General features: G+C 69.2%; 17 protein-coding genes, 1 tRNA gene and 1 pseudogene. 8 read left to right on the top strand and 11 right to left on the bottom strand.

Features of this window, described 5'->3' with window-relative positions; genetic code table 11:
* Nucleotides 1-59 precede the first annotated feature (59 nt).
* The 3 genes and pseudogenes from P2424_RS12790 to P2424_RS12780 all read right to left on the bottom strand — a co-directional run.
* A pseudogene (locus P2424_RS12790) lies at nucleotides 60-303 on the bottom strand (MFS transporter); the annotation flags it as partial.
* Entirely contained in the window at nucleotides 300-1,694 is a 1,395-nt protein-coding gene (locus P2424_RS12785) for an NAD(P)-binding domain-containing protein (RefSeq protein WP_276475880.1), read from the bottom strand. The gene P2424_RS12785 and the pseudogene P2424_RS12790, both read right to left, overlap by 4 nt.
* A gap of 59 nt (nucleotides 1,695-1,753) precedes the next feature.
* The gene (locus P2424_RS12780; protein ID WP_276475879.1) at nucleotides 1,754-1,930 is read right to left on the bottom strand and encodes a hypothetical protein; all 177 of its coding nucleotides are present in this window, start codon (nucleotides 1,928-1,930) and stop codon (nucleotides 1,754-1,756) included.
* A gap of 103 nt (nucleotides 1,931-2,033) precedes the next feature.
* On the opposite strand from P2424_RS12780, the gene P2424_RS12775 reads away from it, so the two are divergent.
* From P2424_RS12775 to P2424_RS12760, 4 genes are all read left to right on the top strand, one after another.
* Nucleotides 2,034-3,110, top strand: coding sequence for an NAD(P)/FAD-dependent oxidoreductase (locus tag P2424_RS12775; protein ID WP_276475878.1), 1,077 nt, complete (start codon nucleotides 2,034-2,036; stop codon nucleotides 3,108-3,110).
* Between the two features lie 99 nt (nucleotides 3,111-3,209).
* Nucleotides 3,210-3,566, top strand: a complete 357-nt coding sequence (locus P2424_RS12770; RefSeq protein WP_099883163.1) for a metalloregulator ArsR/SmtB family transcription factor — start codon at nucleotides 3,210-3,212, stop codon at nucleotides 3,564-3,566.
* 2 nt (nucleotides 3,567-3,568) lie between these two features.
* Entirely contained in the window at nucleotides 3,569-4,081 is a 513-nt protein-coding gene (locus P2424_RS12765; RefSeq protein WP_276475877.1) for a GNAT family N-acetyltransferase, read from the top strand.
* Nucleotides 4,082-4,135: 54 nt separating this feature from the next.
* Nucleotides 4,136-4,876, top strand: a complete 741-nt coding sequence (locus tag P2424_RS12760; RefSeq protein ID WP_276475876.1) for a TIGR02391 family protein — start codon at nucleotides 4,136-4,138, stop codon at nucleotides 4,874-4,876.
* A gap of 12 nt (nucleotides 4,877-4,888) precedes the next feature.
* On the opposite strand, the gene P2424_RS12755 is transcribed toward P2424_RS12760, so the two are convergent.
* Genes P2424_RS12755 through P2424_RS12745 form a run of 3 tightly spaced genes read right to left on the bottom strand, consistent with a single transcriptional unit; the run spans nucleotide 4,889 to nucleotide 7,358 of the window.
* On the bottom strand, nucleotides 4,889-5,950 hold the full coding sequence (locus P2424_RS12755; protein WP_276475875.1) for an ArsO family NAD(P)H-dependent flavin-containing monooxygenase: 1,062 nt from the start codon (nucleotides 5,948-5,950) through the stop codon (nucleotides 4,889-4,891).
* Nucleotides 5,947-7,047: an ACR3 family arsenite efflux transporter gene (arsB, locus tag P2424_RS12750; RefSeq protein ID WP_276475874.1), complete on the bottom strand. Its 1,101-nt coding sequence runs from the start codon at nucleotides 7,045-7,047 to the stop codon at nucleotides 5,947-5,949. Before arsB ends, P2424_RS12755 begins: the two co-directional genes overlap by 4 nt.
* Nucleotides 7,044-7,358 (bottom strand): metalloregulator ArsR/SmtB family transcription factor, encoded by a 315-nt coding sequence (locus P2424_RS12745; RefSeq protein ID WP_276475873.1) that lies wholly within the window; start codon nucleotides 7,356-7,358, stop codon nucleotides 7,044-7,046. The genes arsB and P2424_RS12745 overlap by 4 nt, the downstream gene beginning before the upstream one ends.
* A gap of 107 nt (nucleotides 7,359-7,465) precedes the next feature.
* Here P2424_RS12745 and P2424_RS12740 point away from each other — a divergent pair, with 107 nt between their 5' ends.
* The 3 genes from P2424_RS12740 (at nucleotide 7,466) to P2424_RS12730 (ending at nucleotide 8,980) form a co-directional block, all read left to right on the top strand.
* Nucleotides 7,466-8,101, top strand: a complete 636-nt coding sequence (locus P2424_RS12740; RefSeq protein ID WP_276475872.1) for an arsenate reductase ArsC — start codon at nucleotides 7,466-7,468, stop codon at nucleotides 8,099-8,101.
* A gap of 79 nt (nucleotides 8,102-8,180) precedes the next feature.
* Nucleotides 8,181-8,612 (top strand): arsenate reductase ArsC, encoded by a 432-nt coding sequence (locus P2424_RS12735; RefSeq protein WP_276475871.1) that lies wholly within the window; start codon nucleotides 8,181-8,183, stop codon nucleotides 8,610-8,612.
* 224 nt (nucleotides 8,613-8,836) lie between these two features.
* Nucleotides 8,837-8,980 (top strand): hypothetical protein, encoded by a 144-nt coding sequence (locus P2424_RS12730; RefSeq protein WP_276475870.1) that lies wholly within the window; start codon nucleotides 8,837-8,839, stop codon nucleotides 8,978-8,980.
* 661 nt (nucleotides 8,981-9,641) lie between these two features.
* Here the strand turns inward: P2424_RS12730 and P2424_RS30985 are convergent.
* Nucleotides 9,642-10,016, bottom strand: a complete 375-nt coding sequence (locus tag P2424_RS30985) for a restriction endonuclease (protein ID WP_346660126.1) — start codon at nucleotides 10,014-10,016, stop codon at nucleotides 9,642-9,644.
* Nucleotides 10,017-10,330: 314 nt separating this feature from the next.
* Entirely contained in the window at nucleotides 10,331-10,552 is a 222-nt protein-coding gene (locus P2424_RS12720) for a hypothetical protein (protein ID WP_276475868.1), read from the bottom strand.
* A 362-nt stretch (nucleotides 10,553-10,914) separates the two neighbouring features.
* Here P2424_RS12720 and P2424_RS12715 point away from each other — a divergent pair, with 362 nt between their 5' ends.
* The gene (locus tag P2424_RS12715) at nucleotides 10,915-11,532 is read left to right on the top strand and encodes a hypothetical protein (RefSeq protein ID WP_276475867.1); all 618 of its coding nucleotides are present in this window, start codon (nucleotides 10,915-10,917) and stop codon (nucleotides 11,530-11,532) included.
* A gap of 670 nt (nucleotides 11,533-12,202) precedes the next feature.
* On the opposite strand, the gene P2424_RS12710 is transcribed toward P2424_RS12715, so the two are convergent.
* The 3 genes from P2424_RS12710 to wrbA all read right to left on the bottom strand — a co-directional run bounded on the left by P2424_RS12710 (nucleotide 12,203) and on the right by wrbA (nucleotide 15,028).
* Nucleotides 12,203-12,275 (bottom strand) — tRNA-Arg (locus P2424_RS12710).
* Between the two features lie 83 nt (nucleotides 12,276-12,358).
* Nucleotides 12,359-14,230, bottom strand: coding sequence for a glycoside hydrolase family 3 protein (locus P2424_RS12705; RefSeq protein WP_276475866.1), 1,872 nt, complete (start codon nucleotides 14,228-14,230; stop codon nucleotides 12,359-12,361).
* A 171-nt stretch (nucleotides 14,231-14,401) separates the two neighbouring features.
* Nucleotides 14,402-15,028, bottom strand: a complete 627-nt coding sequence (gene wrbA, locus P2424_RS12700) for an NAD(P)H:quinone oxidoreductase (protein ID WP_276475865.1) — start codon at nucleotides 15,026-15,028, stop codon at nucleotides 14,402-14,404.
* Between the last annotated feature and the right edge of the window lie 347 nt (nucleotides 15,029-15,375).

Here is a 15,375-nt window from a genome sequence, read left to right as displayed (position 1 = left end):
CTCCTTCCGAACGAGGCTCCCTGCCTGCGGTCGGACCGGAGGTCATCACGGTGCACCTGTCCGTGGTGGTCGAGTATGCGTCCGACGCGTATCCCCGTGAGCGCGGAGACGATCAGGGCGAGGGAGAAGGCTGCCGTGGTGGCGCCGGCCGGCCAGCCTGTCTCCGTGGTGATCTGCGGGTTCAGTACCGGGAAGGCGTAGGAGGCGATGCCCCAGCTGGTGATCTGTGTCAGGCAGGGCGGCGTGGGGCCGCGGCCGCTCCCCGGCTCCGGTCGTGGCCCCACGGGTTCCTGCGTCGGTCACGAACCGCAGCATCCGCCTGACGGTACTTCCGCAACGGCTGCCGGTGACGGAGCCGGGGCGCCGAGCCGGACCAACTCGGGTGCCGGAGCGCAGCACCCACCCTCGGCGGTCTGATCGGATTCGGGGATTTCCGAGAGGCCGGCCCCGCTGCATACGCCGGTTTCCGGCAGGGTCAGTTCGACCCGGTCGGCGGACTCGATGTCCCCGGCGATGGCGGCGGCCACGGAGCGGACCTGCTCGTAACCGGTCATCGCGAGGAACGTCGGCGCGCGGCCGTAGGACTTCATGCCGACCAGATAGATGCCCTGTTCCGGGTGGGACAGCTCACGGTGGCCGTGCGGGTAGACGGTGCCACAGGAGTGCACGTTGGGGTCGATCAGCGGGGCGAGTGCGACCGGTGCCTGGAGGCGCTCGTCCAGGCCGAGGCGGAGCTCGGAGAGGAAGGACAGGTCCGGGCGGAAGCCGGTGAGCACGATCACCTCGTCCACCGGCTCAAGACGCCGCCCGTTTTCGGAGACCAACACCAGGCGACCGTCGGTGTCCTGCTCGATCGCGTCGGTGCGGAACCCGGTGACCGCGTCGGCATAACCGCCGTCCACAGCGGCCTTGGCTGCGAGGCCGAGGGCGCCTCGGGCGGGGAGTTCGTCGGCTTCGCCGCCGCCGAAGGTGGAGCCGGAGATGCCCCGGCGCAGGATCCACACCGCCTTCGTACCGGCCCCTTCGTCCGTCTTGGCGAGGTCGGCCAGGTAGGCGAGGGCGGTGAAGGCGGAGGCGCCCGAGCCGATGACGGCGGTGCGCTTGCCCGCGTAACGAGCCCGTACGGCAGGGTCCTTGAGGTTGGGAACGCGGTAAGTGATGCGGTCGGCCGCCGTCTTCTCGCCGAGAGCGGGCAGACCGCTGCCGCCCGCGGGGCTGGGAGCGCTCCAGGTGCCGGAGGCGTCGATCACCGCACGGGCGGTGACGCGCTCCTCACGTCCGTCGGCGTACTGGAAGTGGACGACGTAGGGCTGTGCCTCGCGGTCGGCGTCCACGACGCGGTCGCGCCCGACGCGGGAGACACCGGTGACCGTGGCGCCGAAGCGGACCCACTCCCCGAGAGCCTCGGCGAGCGGCTGGAGGTACTGCTCCGCCCAGTCGCCACCCGAGGGGTACGTGGCCGCGTCCGGCTTGACCCAGCCGGTAGGAGCCAGCAGCTTCTCGGCCGCAGGGTCGGTCACCTCGCCCCAGGGAGAGAACAGCTTGACGTGGGACCACTCCCGTACGGCCGCCCCGGCGACCGGGCCGGTCTCCAGGACGAGCGGCTCGATGTCCTGCTGCATCAGGTGCGCGGCGGCGGCCAGGCCGACCGGACCGGCTCCGATCACCACGACGGGAAGCTGCTGAGTCTCCATGACGGGATTTCCTCCTGGGTGTAGGCGGGGGAAGCGGTGCGGGACGGGCGGCTGGCAGGTCAGCGGAGGGGAAGCGGAGCCAGCACAGCTGCCTGAGCGCTCCGGCGCCGGGCCTCGGCGCGGCAGGCGGCATCGCACACCTGCGTGCAGCTGTCGCAGAACTCCACTCCGGCCAAGTGGCGGGCACACCTGCGAGCCCGGTAGGCGGTCACGACGGTGCGCAGTGCGGCGGACATGTCGGGCTCCTGTTTCGATGTGCGTCTATGGCTTGCGCTGCCAGCATGACACCTGATTCGATGTGCGTCAACATAGACGTACATCGAAACAGGGGGTTCGTTCATGGAGCACGTAGACGTTGCGGTGATCGGCGGAGGCCAGTCCGGGCTGGTCGCAGCACAGGTGCTGACCGCGGAGGGGCTCAGCCCTCTCGTACTGGAGGCATCCGACCGGGCAGCCGGATCCTGGCCCCGGTACTACGACAGCCTCACACTCTTCTCGCCTGCCCGCTTCAGCGGGATACCCGGCACGCCGTTCCCCGGGGAGGGAGATCACTCCCCGCACCGGGACGAGGTGACCGACTACCTGACGGGGCTGGCCGCCGGTCTGGATGCGGAGATCCGGCTCGGCACACGCGTGGAGAGCGTCACGGCGAGCGGTGCCGGGGGCTTCCTGGTGCGCACCGAGCAGGGCGATGTACTGCGCGCTGCCGGCGTAGTGGCGGCCAGCGGCTCGTTCGGCAATCCGCACCGTCCCGAGCTTCCGGGCCAGGGAAGCTTCTCTGGTGAGTTGCTGCATGTAGCCGACTACCGCGAGCCCAAGCCGTATGCGGGCAAGCGTGTGGTCGTGGTCGGCGGTGGCAACTCGGCCGTCCAGGTCGGCTACGAGCTCGCCCAGATCGCCGAGGTCACGCTCGCCACCCGCGCCCCGATCCGGTTCCTGCCGCAGATCAGGGACGGCAAGGACATCCACCACTGGACGACCGCCAGCGGCTTCGACCAGTTGCCGCCCGCCTGGCTTGCCCAGGCCGTCCCCGGCACGCTCGTCATGGACACCGGCGACTACCGCCGCGCCCTGGAGGAGGGCCTGCTCAAGCGGCGGGAGATGTTCGCAGCCCTGGAGGGCGAACACGTCGTCTGGGCCGACGGGGAACGCGAGCGCACTGATGCGGTTCTGCTTGCCACCGGGTACCTGCCCGACCTGCCCTATCTGCGCCCCCTTGGCGCCCTGGATGAGAGGGGAATGCCGCTGCACAGTGACGGCCTGTCCCTGACGCACCCAGGGCTGGTCTATCTCGGCCTGGAGTTCCAGCGCTCCTTTGCTTCGAACACGCTGCGGGGCGTGGCCCGGGACGCAGAGCACGTGATCCGGCCGCTCGTTGCCCACGTCCGCAAGGCCCCCGCCGCTGTCGGCCTGTAGCGACGGTTGCGTGAGTTCGGGGGTGCGGCACCAGTACCTGGAAAGCAGTGGCGATCCGCACCCCTGGCTTACTATTTCGACCCGTGTCAAAATAGAGCTATGTCCAAGACGAGCCTTCCGCTGGCTGAGGTGGTGCCGTGCTGCCCGCCGCTGACCGAGCGCCCCATGACCGCGGAGGAAGCCGAGACCGCCGCGCGGATGTTCAAGGCGCTCAGCGACCCGGTGCGACTGCGGCTGTTCTCCGCGGTCGCCTCCCACGCGGGTGGTGAGGCGTGCGTATGCGACATCTCCGACGTCGGCGTCTCCCAGCCGACCGTCTCCCACCACCTGAAGAAGCTGAAGGAAGCCGGGCTGCTGCTCTCCGAGCGGCGCGGCACCTGGGTCTACTACAGCGTCGCCCCCTCCGTGCTCGCCGCGATGGGACAGATCCTGACGACCGCCCCGGCGGCTGCCTGACAATGAGCCGCCACCACCCGTCGAGCACGCGCGTCCTCCCGCTGACCCGCCGGCACGCCGACGAGGTATTGGCGATCTACCAGGCGGGCATCGACGAGGGCAACGCCACCTTCGAGACCACCGCCCCCACCTGGGACGCCTTCGACGCGGCCAAGCTGCCCGACCACCGCTTCGCCGCCCTCGACGCTGACGGAGCTGTGCTCGGCTGGATCGCGGCCACCAAGGTCTCCGACCGCTGCGCCTACGCCGGCGTGGTCGAGCACTCCGTCTACGTCCACCCCGCCGCCCGCAGCCGGGGCATCGCCTCCGCGCTGCTCAAAGCACTGATCGACTCCACGGAGGCGGCCGGGATCTGGACCATCCAGTCGGGCGTCTTCCCGGAGAACACCGCCAGTCTCGCTGTCCACCAGCGCGCCGGGTTCTGCGTCCTCGGCACCCGGGAGCGCATCGGCCGCCACCACGGCCGCTGGCGCGATGTCGTCCTCATCGAGCGGCGCAGCCCGACGATCGTCTGACCCGCGCCGTACAGAGCCGGGTCGGCTGTCGGTTGGGGCGTGGATGATGGGCTGATGAGCATCGACATAGCCTGGGCGCGTCAGGAGCTGGCTCAGTTCCTTCTCCTGACCGAGCTCTACCGGCCCCCGGACCCTCCCGGTACGGCCGTCTACAGCAGTCGACTGTCCAACCGTGGCCAGCAGTCGGACATCGTCGCCAGCGCCCATGTCGTGGAGAAGATCCTCGACCGGGTTCTGCCCGGTTGGCGGACGAGTGTCCCTTCCGAGCGGAACAAGAGCGTCAACCGGTGGTGCCAGCACCGGGAGGCCGCCCAGCGCGCGGACGCAGCCCTCCAGCGGGACGTCGAGATCAGCGAGCGCCTGGGCGATGACGCGCCAACGCTCAGCGCGGGCACGATGCACCCCTGGGCATGGGAGGGGGCGCGGGCACTGTGGCGAAGCGGCCACTTCCGGGAGGCGGTCACCGCCGCCGCCCGGAAGGTCAACGCCGAGACGCAGAACAAGGTCGGCCGCAGAGATGTAAGCGAGACCGCTCTGTTCCGGAACGTGTTTACCAAGGACGCGCCCAAACCCGGGCAACCGCGCTTGCGTCTGATGGCCGACGACGGTAGCGACACGTTCCAAAGCGTCCACCGTGGCGCCGCGGCCTTCGCTGAGGGTTGCTACGCCGGTATCCGCAACCCCAACAGCCACGAAGACGGCCTCCCGGAACTGCCCGAGCATGAGGCGCTGGAGCAGCTGGCGGCCTTCAGCGTGCTGGCTCGCTGGGTGGAACAAGCACAGGTCTCCCGCTGATACCGGCCTCCCTCAGCGCAGTAGGTCGCTGATCTGACTGACTGCCTCCCGCGCCGGGCGGCCGACTCCGATGAGGGTGGCGGAGGCAGGGCCGGTCCAGTCGCCGTAGCCGAGCAGATGCAGACGCGGCTCGTCGGTGGCTCGGGTGCCGTCGGTAGCGATCCGCCCGCGCGGGCTGCGCAGTCCAAGCGGGGCGAGGTGGGACAGGGCGGGGCGGAAGCCGGTGCACCAGATGACTGTGTCCGCTTCTGCCGTAGTGCCGTCGGCCCAGGAGAAGCCGTGCTCGGTGAGATGGTCGAACATCGCCCGATGGATGAGCCGCCCGGCGTCCCGGGCGGCGCGAACCGGGGACACCGCGACGATGTCGCCTAGCGAGGCGACCCCGCCGGTGTCCGGTCGCCCAGCCTCCAGAGCGCGGCGGCGGGCCGTGGCGGCGTCGAAGAGGGCACGGCCGTCGATGTCGTCCGGCAGATAGCGCGGCGGGCGACGGGTGACCCAGGTCAGCCCGACGTCGTCGACCCCGGCGAGGTCGGCGGCGATCTGCGCTCCAGAATTTCCGCCGCCCACCACGATCACGTGCTGGCCCGCGAACTCCTTGGGCGCCCGATAGTCGACCGTGTGCAGTTGCCGTCCGGCGAAGACGTCCTGGCCTGGCACGGCCGGGACGAAGGGGCGCCACCAGGTGCCGGTCGCGGAGATCACCGCCCGCGCCTGCCAGGTAACGGTGTCTCCCTCGACGCACAAGAAACCGTCTTCGCAGCGGACCTCACGCACCTGAACGGGGCGCTGTACGGGTATCTCGTAGCGCTGCTCGTACGCGGCGAGGTAATCCACCGCGTGCGCGGCCTCCGGGTAGGTGTGGCCGGGCTGAACCGGCATGGGGCGACCGGGGAGGGAGGAGTACGCGGCGGGTGAGAACAGGTGCAGGGAATCCCACATGTGGCGCCAGGCCCCGCCGGGCCGGTGCTGGGCGTCGAGGATGACGAAGTCCAGCCCGGCCCGGCGAAGGTAGAAACCCGCGGCAAGCCCTGCCTGACCACCGCCGACCACCACCACGTCGGCCTGCCGCGTCACCGCGCGGCGAACTTCCTGCGCCAGGCCAGGGATACGTAGACCAGCGCCACCAGCACCGGGACCTCGATGAGCGGGCCGACGACGCCGGAGAGGGCCTGGCCGGAGGTGACGCCGAAGGTGGCGATGGCGACGGCGATGGCCAGCTCGAAGTTGTTGCCGGCGGCGGTGAAGGCCAGGGTGGCGGTGCGGTCGTAGGCCAGGCCGATCGCCTTGCCGAGTGCGAAGGTGCCGAACCACATCAGCGCGAAGTACACCAGGAGCGGCAGCGCGATGCGGGCCACGTCCAGGGGCTGCGAGGTGATCGTCTTCCCCTGGAGGGCGAAGAGCAGCACGATCGTGAAGAGCAGCCCGTAGAGCGCCCACGGTCCGATCTTCGGCAGGAACTTCTGCTCGTAGGGTTCGCGGCCCAGCTTCTTCTCGCCGAGGCGGCGGGTGAGGAATCCGGCCAGCAGTGGGATGCCGAGGAAGACGACGACGTTCAGCGCGATGTGCCAGACGGAGACGTCCAGCCCCTGCCCGTTGCCGAGGTTCAGCCACTGCGGCAGCAGGTCGAGGTAGAACCAGCCGAGCAGGCCGAAGGCGAGGACCTGGAAGACGGAGTTGAGGGCGACGAGCACGGCGGCGGCTTCCCGGTCGCCGCAGGCCAGATCGTTCCAGATGATCACCATGGCGATGCAGCGGGCCAGGCCAACGATGATCAGGCCGGTGCGGTACTCCGGCAGGTCGGGCAGGAACAGCCACGCGAGGGCGAACATCACAGCCGGACCGAGGACCCAGTTGATGGCCAGGGAAGAGATCATCAGCTTCTTGTCGCCCGTGACCGCATCCAGCTTGTCATAGCGGACCTTGGCCAGGACCGGGTACATCATGATCAGCAGGCCGATGGCGATCGGCAGCGAGATGCCGCCGACCTCGACCTTGGACAGGGCGTCATTCAACCCTGGAATCGCCCGGCCCAGGCCCAGACCGATGGCCATGGCGGCCAGGATCCACACGGCCAGAAAGCGGTCGAGGATGGAGAGTTTGCCGACGACACCCCCGACTGCGGCGGGGGCGTGGTCTGCGGGTGGGCTGGTGGTCTCTTCGGTGGTGCTCATGGGCAGGCCCTCTTGATGTCGGCGGCGGCGGTGGCACGGGCGGTCTCGGCCAGCTCGGTGAACTGCCCGGCCAAAGTGGCGATGGGGTCAGGCCGCAGGCGGTAGTAGGTGAACCGGCCACACGGCTCGGTCTCCACCACGCCGGACTCGCGCAGTACCCGCAGATGGTTGGACAGGTTGGTCTGGCGCGCGCCGGTCTCCTCGACCAGGTGCGTGGTGCACAAGGTCTCGCAGGCGAGCAGGTTCACGATCTTCATCCTGAGCGGGTCGGCCAGCACCCGGATCAGGTCAGTGTCGACTGACGTCAGCATGAGCTGATACTGTCACATCATTCGAAGCTGATGCCAGCCCGGCCCCTGGCCGCCACCCGGGACGGTCGGCGTCCGCCCGCAGCTCCGAAAGCCCATGGAGGGTTCCCATGACCGCATCCCCATCCCCTGCTCTGCCCGACCAGCGCCTGGCGACCGGTGCGGCCCGTCTGGCCACCCGGCATGCCGGGCACTTCTCACCGGAGACTGTGCAGCACCTGCTCGCCGACTCCTACCAGCGCCTGGCCCGAACCGCGCAGGTGCCCACCCACCTGGTCGTGCTCGCCGAGCGGCTGACCGCCGAGCGCCTGGACGCGCTCGCCCGCGCCCACGCTGCCCCGGGCTCCGGGGTGCCCCGGGTGCTGTTCGTGTGCAGCCACAACGCGGGCCGCTCCCAGATGGCCGCAGCCCTGCTGGGACTCCGCGCGGGCGGGCGTGTCATCGTCTCCTCCGCAGGGACCGATCCGGCCGCCGAGGTGGAGCCGGAGGTGGCCCAGGTACTGGTCGAGGCAGGTGTCGCGCTCCACGACGCGTACCCCAAACCACTGACCGACGAGGTGATCCAGGCCGCCGACATCGTGGTGACCATGGGCTGCGGCGACGCCTGCCCCGTGGTACCCGGCCGCCGGTACCTCGACTGGCCCGTCGCCGACCCCGAGGGCGCGCCGATCAATGCCGTGAGAACGATCCGCGACCAGATCGACACCCACATCACCGAGCTGCTCGCCTCCCTCCCGCGCACATGACTCTTCCCCTCGCCCGCACCCGCATCACCTGCTGAACCGAACCGCGAAGCTGCTGAACCAACCCTCGAAGGATGAACCGATGTCCTCCTCCACCCCCGCCGCGTCCGTGCTGTTCGTCTGCGTCCACAACGCCGGACGCTCGCAGATGGCTGCCGGATTCCTCACCCACCTCGCGGGCGACCGCGTCGAGGTCCGCTCCGCGGGCTCGATCCCCGGCGACCAGGTCAACCCTGCGGCGATCGAGGCAATGAGGGAGGTCGGCATCGACATCTCCGACCAGAAGCCGAAGGTGCTCACCTCCGAGGCCGTCCAGGCGTCCGACTACGTCATCACCATGGGCTGCGGCGATGCCTGCCCCGTCTTCCCCGGCAAGAAGTACCTCGACTGGGCACTGAAAGACCCCGCGGGCAAGGGCGTGGAATCCGTACGCCCCATCCGCGACGAGATCAAAACCCGCATCGAGGCACTCATCGCCGAGATCGACGCGGCAGGCCCCACGGCTACCGTGTGAGTGGGACACGCAGGTCGTCCGTTCACCGCACTACCATCGCGTCAGCCGTGGACGCGGGTCGGCAACCTGATCGAAAGGGGCGCGGCCCGGCCCCGGTCGATCTTGCTTCGGCCAGAGGGTTGCCGGTGCGGGCCGCGATGCGGCCGCGGACGAGTACCCCTGCCAACGCTGGAGAGTGAGGGCGCGCCGTGAGCACGGAACGAGGCCAATGCAAACGGCTCAACGTGACCTGGGAGATCGAGGTTGTGGAAGGTGAGGAGGACGAGGTACTCGCGCGTCATCAGGCTGAGGTGATGCGTGATGTCTTGTTGTGGATCGTCGAGCAACGACGCGAGCAGGAGAACACTGAGACCCCTTGGAATGGCTGACGCACACGATTCCCTTTTAGGTGTGCCCAGGAAGGGTTCGAGCCTGCGACCACGAGTGGGTCCTGACCTGATGTTGCGACACGCCCCTGAGCTGGAGTTTTGGTGAATGCGCTACGGACGGGCCGTCTGGCATGCCATAACCCACTTGAGCCTCAGAAGTACCAGCGCTTCCAGCTGCGGCGCCCTGACCTGCACAATCAGCGCGTCGCAGCATGGTGCCCCCGGCAGGATTCGAACCTGCGACACCCGCTTTAGGAGTTTTCCCTGATCAAGGCGATGACCTGCGGGAACGTGGCTCGCACTAGCCTGGCCTGGAAAAACTCCTCTCCGTAGTTGTCACGTGTTCGCAGGGCTTCCGGTCCTCATGTGTACGAAATCCGTCCTGCTGATCGTCCACCCAGGGCATCAACAACAGACGGCGCAGCCGCACCTTCGGTCCTGGCACACCTGGTCATGCCCGGTTCGAAGAGCGGGGCGTACGCCTCCACCATGTCGTCGTTCGAGGAGCATGTGTAGGTCGAGGTCGGCTCGGCCGCGCAGCGAACTGAGTATTGGCGTCTTCCCTGCCAGGGTCGGCCTGTTGGGCCGTGAGCGTGGGACGGACAGCCACGACCAAAACCCGGTTGAGCCCGTGGATCTCCGGCCTTCGCCTTTCGTGCGGTCAGGACAGTGCGGTCGGTCGATGTGGAGGAGGGATGCGTCCCAGGAGTTCCCACAGCGGTCGGGAGCCAGCCGCCCACTCGCCGAGGAGGCGGCGGTCAACCAGTTGGATGTCGTGCTGCTTGCCCCATGGGATGGCCTTGGAGGAGAAGCGTCCGTTGGTGAGGACGACGGCTATATCGGCCTTGTGAACCTGCCGAGCGGTGCCGTTGACCTGTTGAAGCACCCCGGTCCCTACGGCGGCGCCACGCTCTCCATCGCGTCTGTGCTTGCACTGAATCGCCCAGACGCGCCCCGCTGGGTCGACCGCCCGCACGTCGCACGCGTCATCTCCGGCGCCACCGAGCCGCTCCGCTTCGCAGCCGTCCCGCCGCATCAAGTCGCGCACCGCGAACTCGAACGCTCGGTGATCCAGCGCATCGATCTCGGCTATTCGTATCCGCAGCGCCTGCATGCGTACCCGTTCCCACGCCGCTCGCTGCCGGACCTGCTGCAGCCACAAGCCGCCTCCGCCAGCGGCGGCCAAGGCCGCGATTAGCAGGACCCACCAGTGCTCCAGTAGCCACTGCACAATGACGACCACGCACAGCAGACCGATAACGGCGGCTACCAGGAATGCCGCCTGCTCGTTCTGCCTCCTCTGCCGTCGGGAGGGCCGACGCCTCCTGCTGCGGCGTACGGGCCGCCGACTCACCGCGCTCCTCCGGGCTGGGCTGGGCCGTTGGAGACGGGCCGGTGCGGTGGCGGCGGTTCCATCTCACCCTTGACCTTGATGCCGCCTTCCGTAGCGCCCCACACCAGGATGGCGATGAGGCCCAGCACGGCGAGTTGGCCCGCCGAGCCCGGATGGGATCGGGTGTGTGCCCGTACTGGGGCGCCACCTCGTACGTGCGCCCTGACCTGCACGGTCATAAGTCTCCCCCTCGCTTCAACGCACCGGATTCCGCATGTCGTATGACAGCACGTGGCACTGACAGACAGTCAGTGATGGATCACGTGAAGCAAACACATCCGGCTAGCCACGGCGCCAGCCTCCCCGGCGGAGGGGCTGGTGAACGATGCGGCCCCTTCAGCAACCGAGGGACTTCAGCCGAAACATACGTCCTTGCCGCCCGCGAGACCCGTCGGCGGAATCGATCTCCGGGCTGGAGCTGCACATGACGTGTTCAATGAGCGGCTCTTCTTCCGCGTCACCGCGCGAGACCCGTGGATACGGTGACTGGTGGGCCCGGCAGCACTTAGAGCTGGGTGGGGCGAGAGTGGCAGGGGGTGGCATGAAGAACCGGTTTGCGGGCGGTTGTGCGACGTGCTCGGTATGGGTGTTTGCGGGCGGTGGTTTTCTCCTCAAGGCGGAGACCGGGTGGCAGGTGCAGTGCGAGGAATGCCACCGTCTCGATGAGCTGGCGCAGTCGGACGACTTCGATCCCGAGGAGATCGAGCCGCCGACCGCACCGCCATCAGGCTGCAAGAACGCACTCGCCCTGCGAGTGCTGGGCATGACGCGGGAGTGCTGGAAGTGCGGACACCCCACAATCTGCCTGGTGGGGCTCTATCCTCAGCAGCCGGCTCGCGGCTACGTCGGACTGCACACAACCGAAAACGAACAGACCATGATCTTGGCCCAGCGACTGCTCCAGGAGCACGGTCGGTCGGACCTGGCCGCCACGGTCAAGAGCCGATACAGCAAGACCGCACGCGAACGCAGACTGAGCAATGGCTGCGGTCATTGCGACGCGCTGCAGGGCAACTTCCCGGTCCAGGAGGAAGCCTTTGCCCGGGTCGTCTCGGCCGGCGGGGCGGACGGCCTGGAGACACTACTGGTGGCGGACTGCCCCATGCTGGAGTGGCAAGCCATCGTTAATGATCAAGGTGGCGGCGTGATCTGTGTGTGAGAACTTGCCGACAGGGCCGGTTCTGCCCGTCAGGTGGGCGTGAGCCGGGCTGCACCGGCAGCGTTGTCCAGCATGCCAGGGAAGCCGGGATCGCATGCTTCGACTTGCAAGAGGGGTGGTGTCGGCTTCTCTGGCGGTGCCACGCTGGGCAACATGGACGAGCAGCCGCCCATGGGTCTGATGCACGATCGGGTGACATCTTGACCTGCCCTCGTCGACGGGCCCGGGCACTGGCTGGCGGCGCTCGTCCATGCGGTCGGCGGTGTCTCGGCTTGCCCGCTCGTAGATCTTCTCGGGGACGTCCCGTTCGTCGACCACGAAGAGCCGGTCGCCTACAACCTTCGTGGTCGGCTCCCCTCCCCGGAGGCGTCGGCCGGCCTCGCGTGCCACGCGTCGAATGTCATCCAGCTCGCCCAGCTCCGCGCGGTCATCCCCGCTGAGGATCAGTTGTCCGTAGTAGCCCTCGTACTCGGGCTCAGCCCGGCTCCCATCAGGCCCTCAAGGCGACCAACGAGAGTGCGGTACCGGCGCTCGGACAACTCGTCCTTCTTGGGCATCGGGCACGGCTCCCAAGAGGGAGGGCACAGTCGGGGTGTGCCACATGTGTACGGCAAGCCGGAGGCCCTGCCGCCCTCTCGGGCGACAGGGCCTCTGACCTGCTGCTTCGCTGTGCCCCCGGCAGGATTCGAACCTGCGACACCCGCTTTAGGAGAGCGGTGCTCTATCCCCTGAGCTACGGAGGCGCGCGGATCCGGGAGATCCGCGCGCCTAGCCTAGCGGATGGGGGAGCGGCGTCGGCAACGTCGTTGTGTCTGTGGTGGTGCTGTCAGTAGTGCAGGCCGTGGCCGAAGGGATACAGGTCACGGTTCGGGTCGTCGAGGGCCGGGATGGGGACGGGGAGCGTGCCGCGGGGGGCCACTTCGCCGGAGAGGGTGCGGGCGAGGGCGGTCATGGAGGGGGTGCCGTAGCTGTAGGTGGCCAGGTAGGCGGGGACGTCGGGAAAGCGGCGGAGGTCGTACGGGAGGCGGACGCCCGCCACGATCACGCGGCGGCCTGTGGCGGTGAGGGAGTCGATCAGTCGGGCCTGGGCGACACCTTCCTCGCTGCCTGCCGCGGCGGCGTTGGCGAGGACGACCGTGGCGTCGTGCGTACGGGCCGCCTCGGTCACCTCCGCGATCTTGGCGGTGTCCGGTCGGGTGCCGGTCTCGATGGTGGTCGTCCGGCGGCCGCGCTGGGCGTCGAGGGCCTGGGCGAGGGCGGCGAGGGGTGCGGTGCCCCACCCGGTGACGAGGATGGTGCCGAGGGTGCGGGGGAGAGGGAGAGCGCCGTTCTCGTTCCGTACCAGCGTGATCGTCCGCTCGGTGATCTGCCGGGCCCGGGAGCGGTGCCGCCGGCTGCCGACGGTGCGGGCCGCGCGCCGTTCGTTCACGTACGGCGCGGGGAACAGCTTGCGCCGCAGTTTGTGCTCGAGGATCCGCTGTACCGAGTCGTCCAGTCGCTCCTGGGGGACGGCGCCGGAGCGCACGGCCTCTCGTACGGCTCCGAACGCGGTGTCCAGCTTCGGGGCCAGCACGAGCTGATCGCAGCCCGCCCGGAGGGCGCGCACGGGTGCGACATCGGGCGGGAAGTCCGCGGTGGCGCCGCGCATGTCCAGGGCGTCCGTCGCGATCAGGCCGGTGAAGCCGAGTTCCTCCCGGAGCAGCCCGGTCACGATCCGGTGCGACATCGTCGCGGGCGCTCTGGAGGGATCCAGGGACGGGACGACGATATGGGCTGTCATGATCGTGTCGACGCCGCGCCGGATGGCGGCGCGGAACGGCGGCAGGTCGATCCGGTCCAGTTCGGACCGGGTGTGCTTGATCTCCGGCAGCCCGGTGTGACTGTCGACATCCGTGTCGCCGTGTCCGGGGAAGTGTTTCGCCGCACTGGCGACGCCGCCTCGGTGGTAGCCGCGTACGGCCGTGGCCACGAAGTCCGCGCACAGTGCGGTGTCCGAACCGAACGAGCGGACGCCGATCACGGGGTTCGCGGGGTTGATGTTGACGTCGGCGACCGGTGCGTAGTTCTGGTTGATGCCGACGGCGGCCAGTTCGGTGCCGATGATGTCGGCGCTGTCCTGGACGGCGCGGGTGGAGCGGGTAGCGGCCAGCGCCATGTTGCCGGGGAGCTGGGTGGCGGGCTCCAGCATCCGGTAGACGACGCTGCCGCCCTCCTGGTCGATGGAGATGAGCAGCGGTACGCGTGCACCGGCCCGCCTGGCGGCGCTCTGGAGTCCGTTGGAGAGGCGGGCGATCTGACGCGGTTCCTGGACGTTGTCGGGCCCGCGGCGCGCGTCGAAGTAGATGACGCCCCCGGGGCGGTACTTCCGGACCACTTCCGCGGGCGTCGGCACGCCGTACAGCTCGCGGTTCCCGTCGTGTTCCGTTTCCGCGGTCGCGCCGTAGACCTCGATGACGAAGAGCTGGCCGATCTTCTCGTCGAGGCTCATCCGGCGCAGCAGAGCCGCCGCGCGAGCGCGGACGGCGGCCGAGGAGGCATGGGCCGACCGGCCGGGCCGAGCGCCGGACATGGTGCCGGCGAGCTCTCCGCTGCCGGCTGCGCGCGCCGCGGCCGAAGCCGGCGACGTCGTGGCGCCGAGCGCGGCGGCGGTGCCGGCCGCGGTGGCGAGGAGGTGTCTGCGAGAGGTGGGCTGTTGCATCGGAACGCTCCTCACCTGTGCATGTGTGGGTGGAGCACGTGGTCATGTGCAGGTCACCGCTGGATGCAGCAGCATCGTCCCAGCGCGGCGGCGTCCCGGGCCAGACGCCGCGCGGGACTTCTTGGGTCCAGTCCAGTGGCATCCGGCCCGGTCGGTCGTCCGGCGCCCGGCCTACTCCTCCGCGAGCCCCGCCTTGAGCGCCCGCGTGGTCCGGACCACGCGCTCGGCCTGCACGCGGGCCGCCTTCAGTGCGGTGCCGTCGACCGGCTTCTGGCCCTGCGCGTCGACGTGCGAGGTGCCGTAAGGGTTGCCGTCCTCGAACTTCGAGGGGTCGGTGTAGCCCGGCGGGACGATGATGCCGCCGAAGTGGTGGGCCGAGTTGTAGAGGGCGAGCAGCGTGCTCTCCTGCCCGCCGTGCAGGGTCGAGGACGAGGTGAAGCCGCTGTAGACCTTGTCGGCCAGCCGTCCCTCGGCCCACAGCGGGCCCAGGGTGTCGAGGTACTGCTTGAGTTGCGAGGTGACGTTCCCGTAGCGGGTGGGGGTGCCGAGGATCGCCGCGTCCGCCCAGTCGATGTCGTCCGGGGTGGCCTCGGGGATGTCCGCGGTGTCGCGGGCGTTGGCGGCCCAGGCGGGGTTCGAGTCGATGGCCGACTGCGGCGCCAGTTCCTGGACGCGGCGCAGCCGGACCTCCGCGCCCGCCGACTGCGCCGCGCCGGCGATCTCCTTGGCGAGGGAGGCGATGGTGCCGGTCGCGGAGTAGTAGATGACCGCGACCTTGACCGGGGTGGACTTGGACATGGCGCTCCGTTCTTTCGTGAGGGCGTCTTCTCCGGCGCCTCTTGTGCGGGAACCGGTTCCGTTACTTCGCTTGTGCGGCTCTTTGTCTCACTGCGTCCTTTGTGCTGTCCGTTCTGCCGTGCGGCTTCGTCCTCCGGTGCTGCCGTGGTTCGGGACCGGGGTCGGGCTCGGACTGGGCTGGTCCGGAGTCGAGTCGGTGCCGGGTACCCGGTTGGGCGGGGTGGCTGTGGTGGTTGTTGCATGAGTGAGGTGAGTCACAGGAGTCAGGGAAATAACCGGGGAGCGCGTCCCCGTTTACATAGCCGTCTCCGCAAAACGGGGACCAGGTCCCCGGATGGAGGACCGCA

This window comes from Streptomyces sp. WMMB303 (assembly GCF_029351045.1).
In the GTDB taxonomy this organism is placed as follows: Bacteria; Actinomycetota; Actinomycetes; order Streptomycetales; family Streptomycetaceae; genus Streptomyces.
The sequence above is the reverse complement of the archived record's forward strand: the minus strand, read 5'-3'. Positions and strand labels throughout refer to the sequence as shown.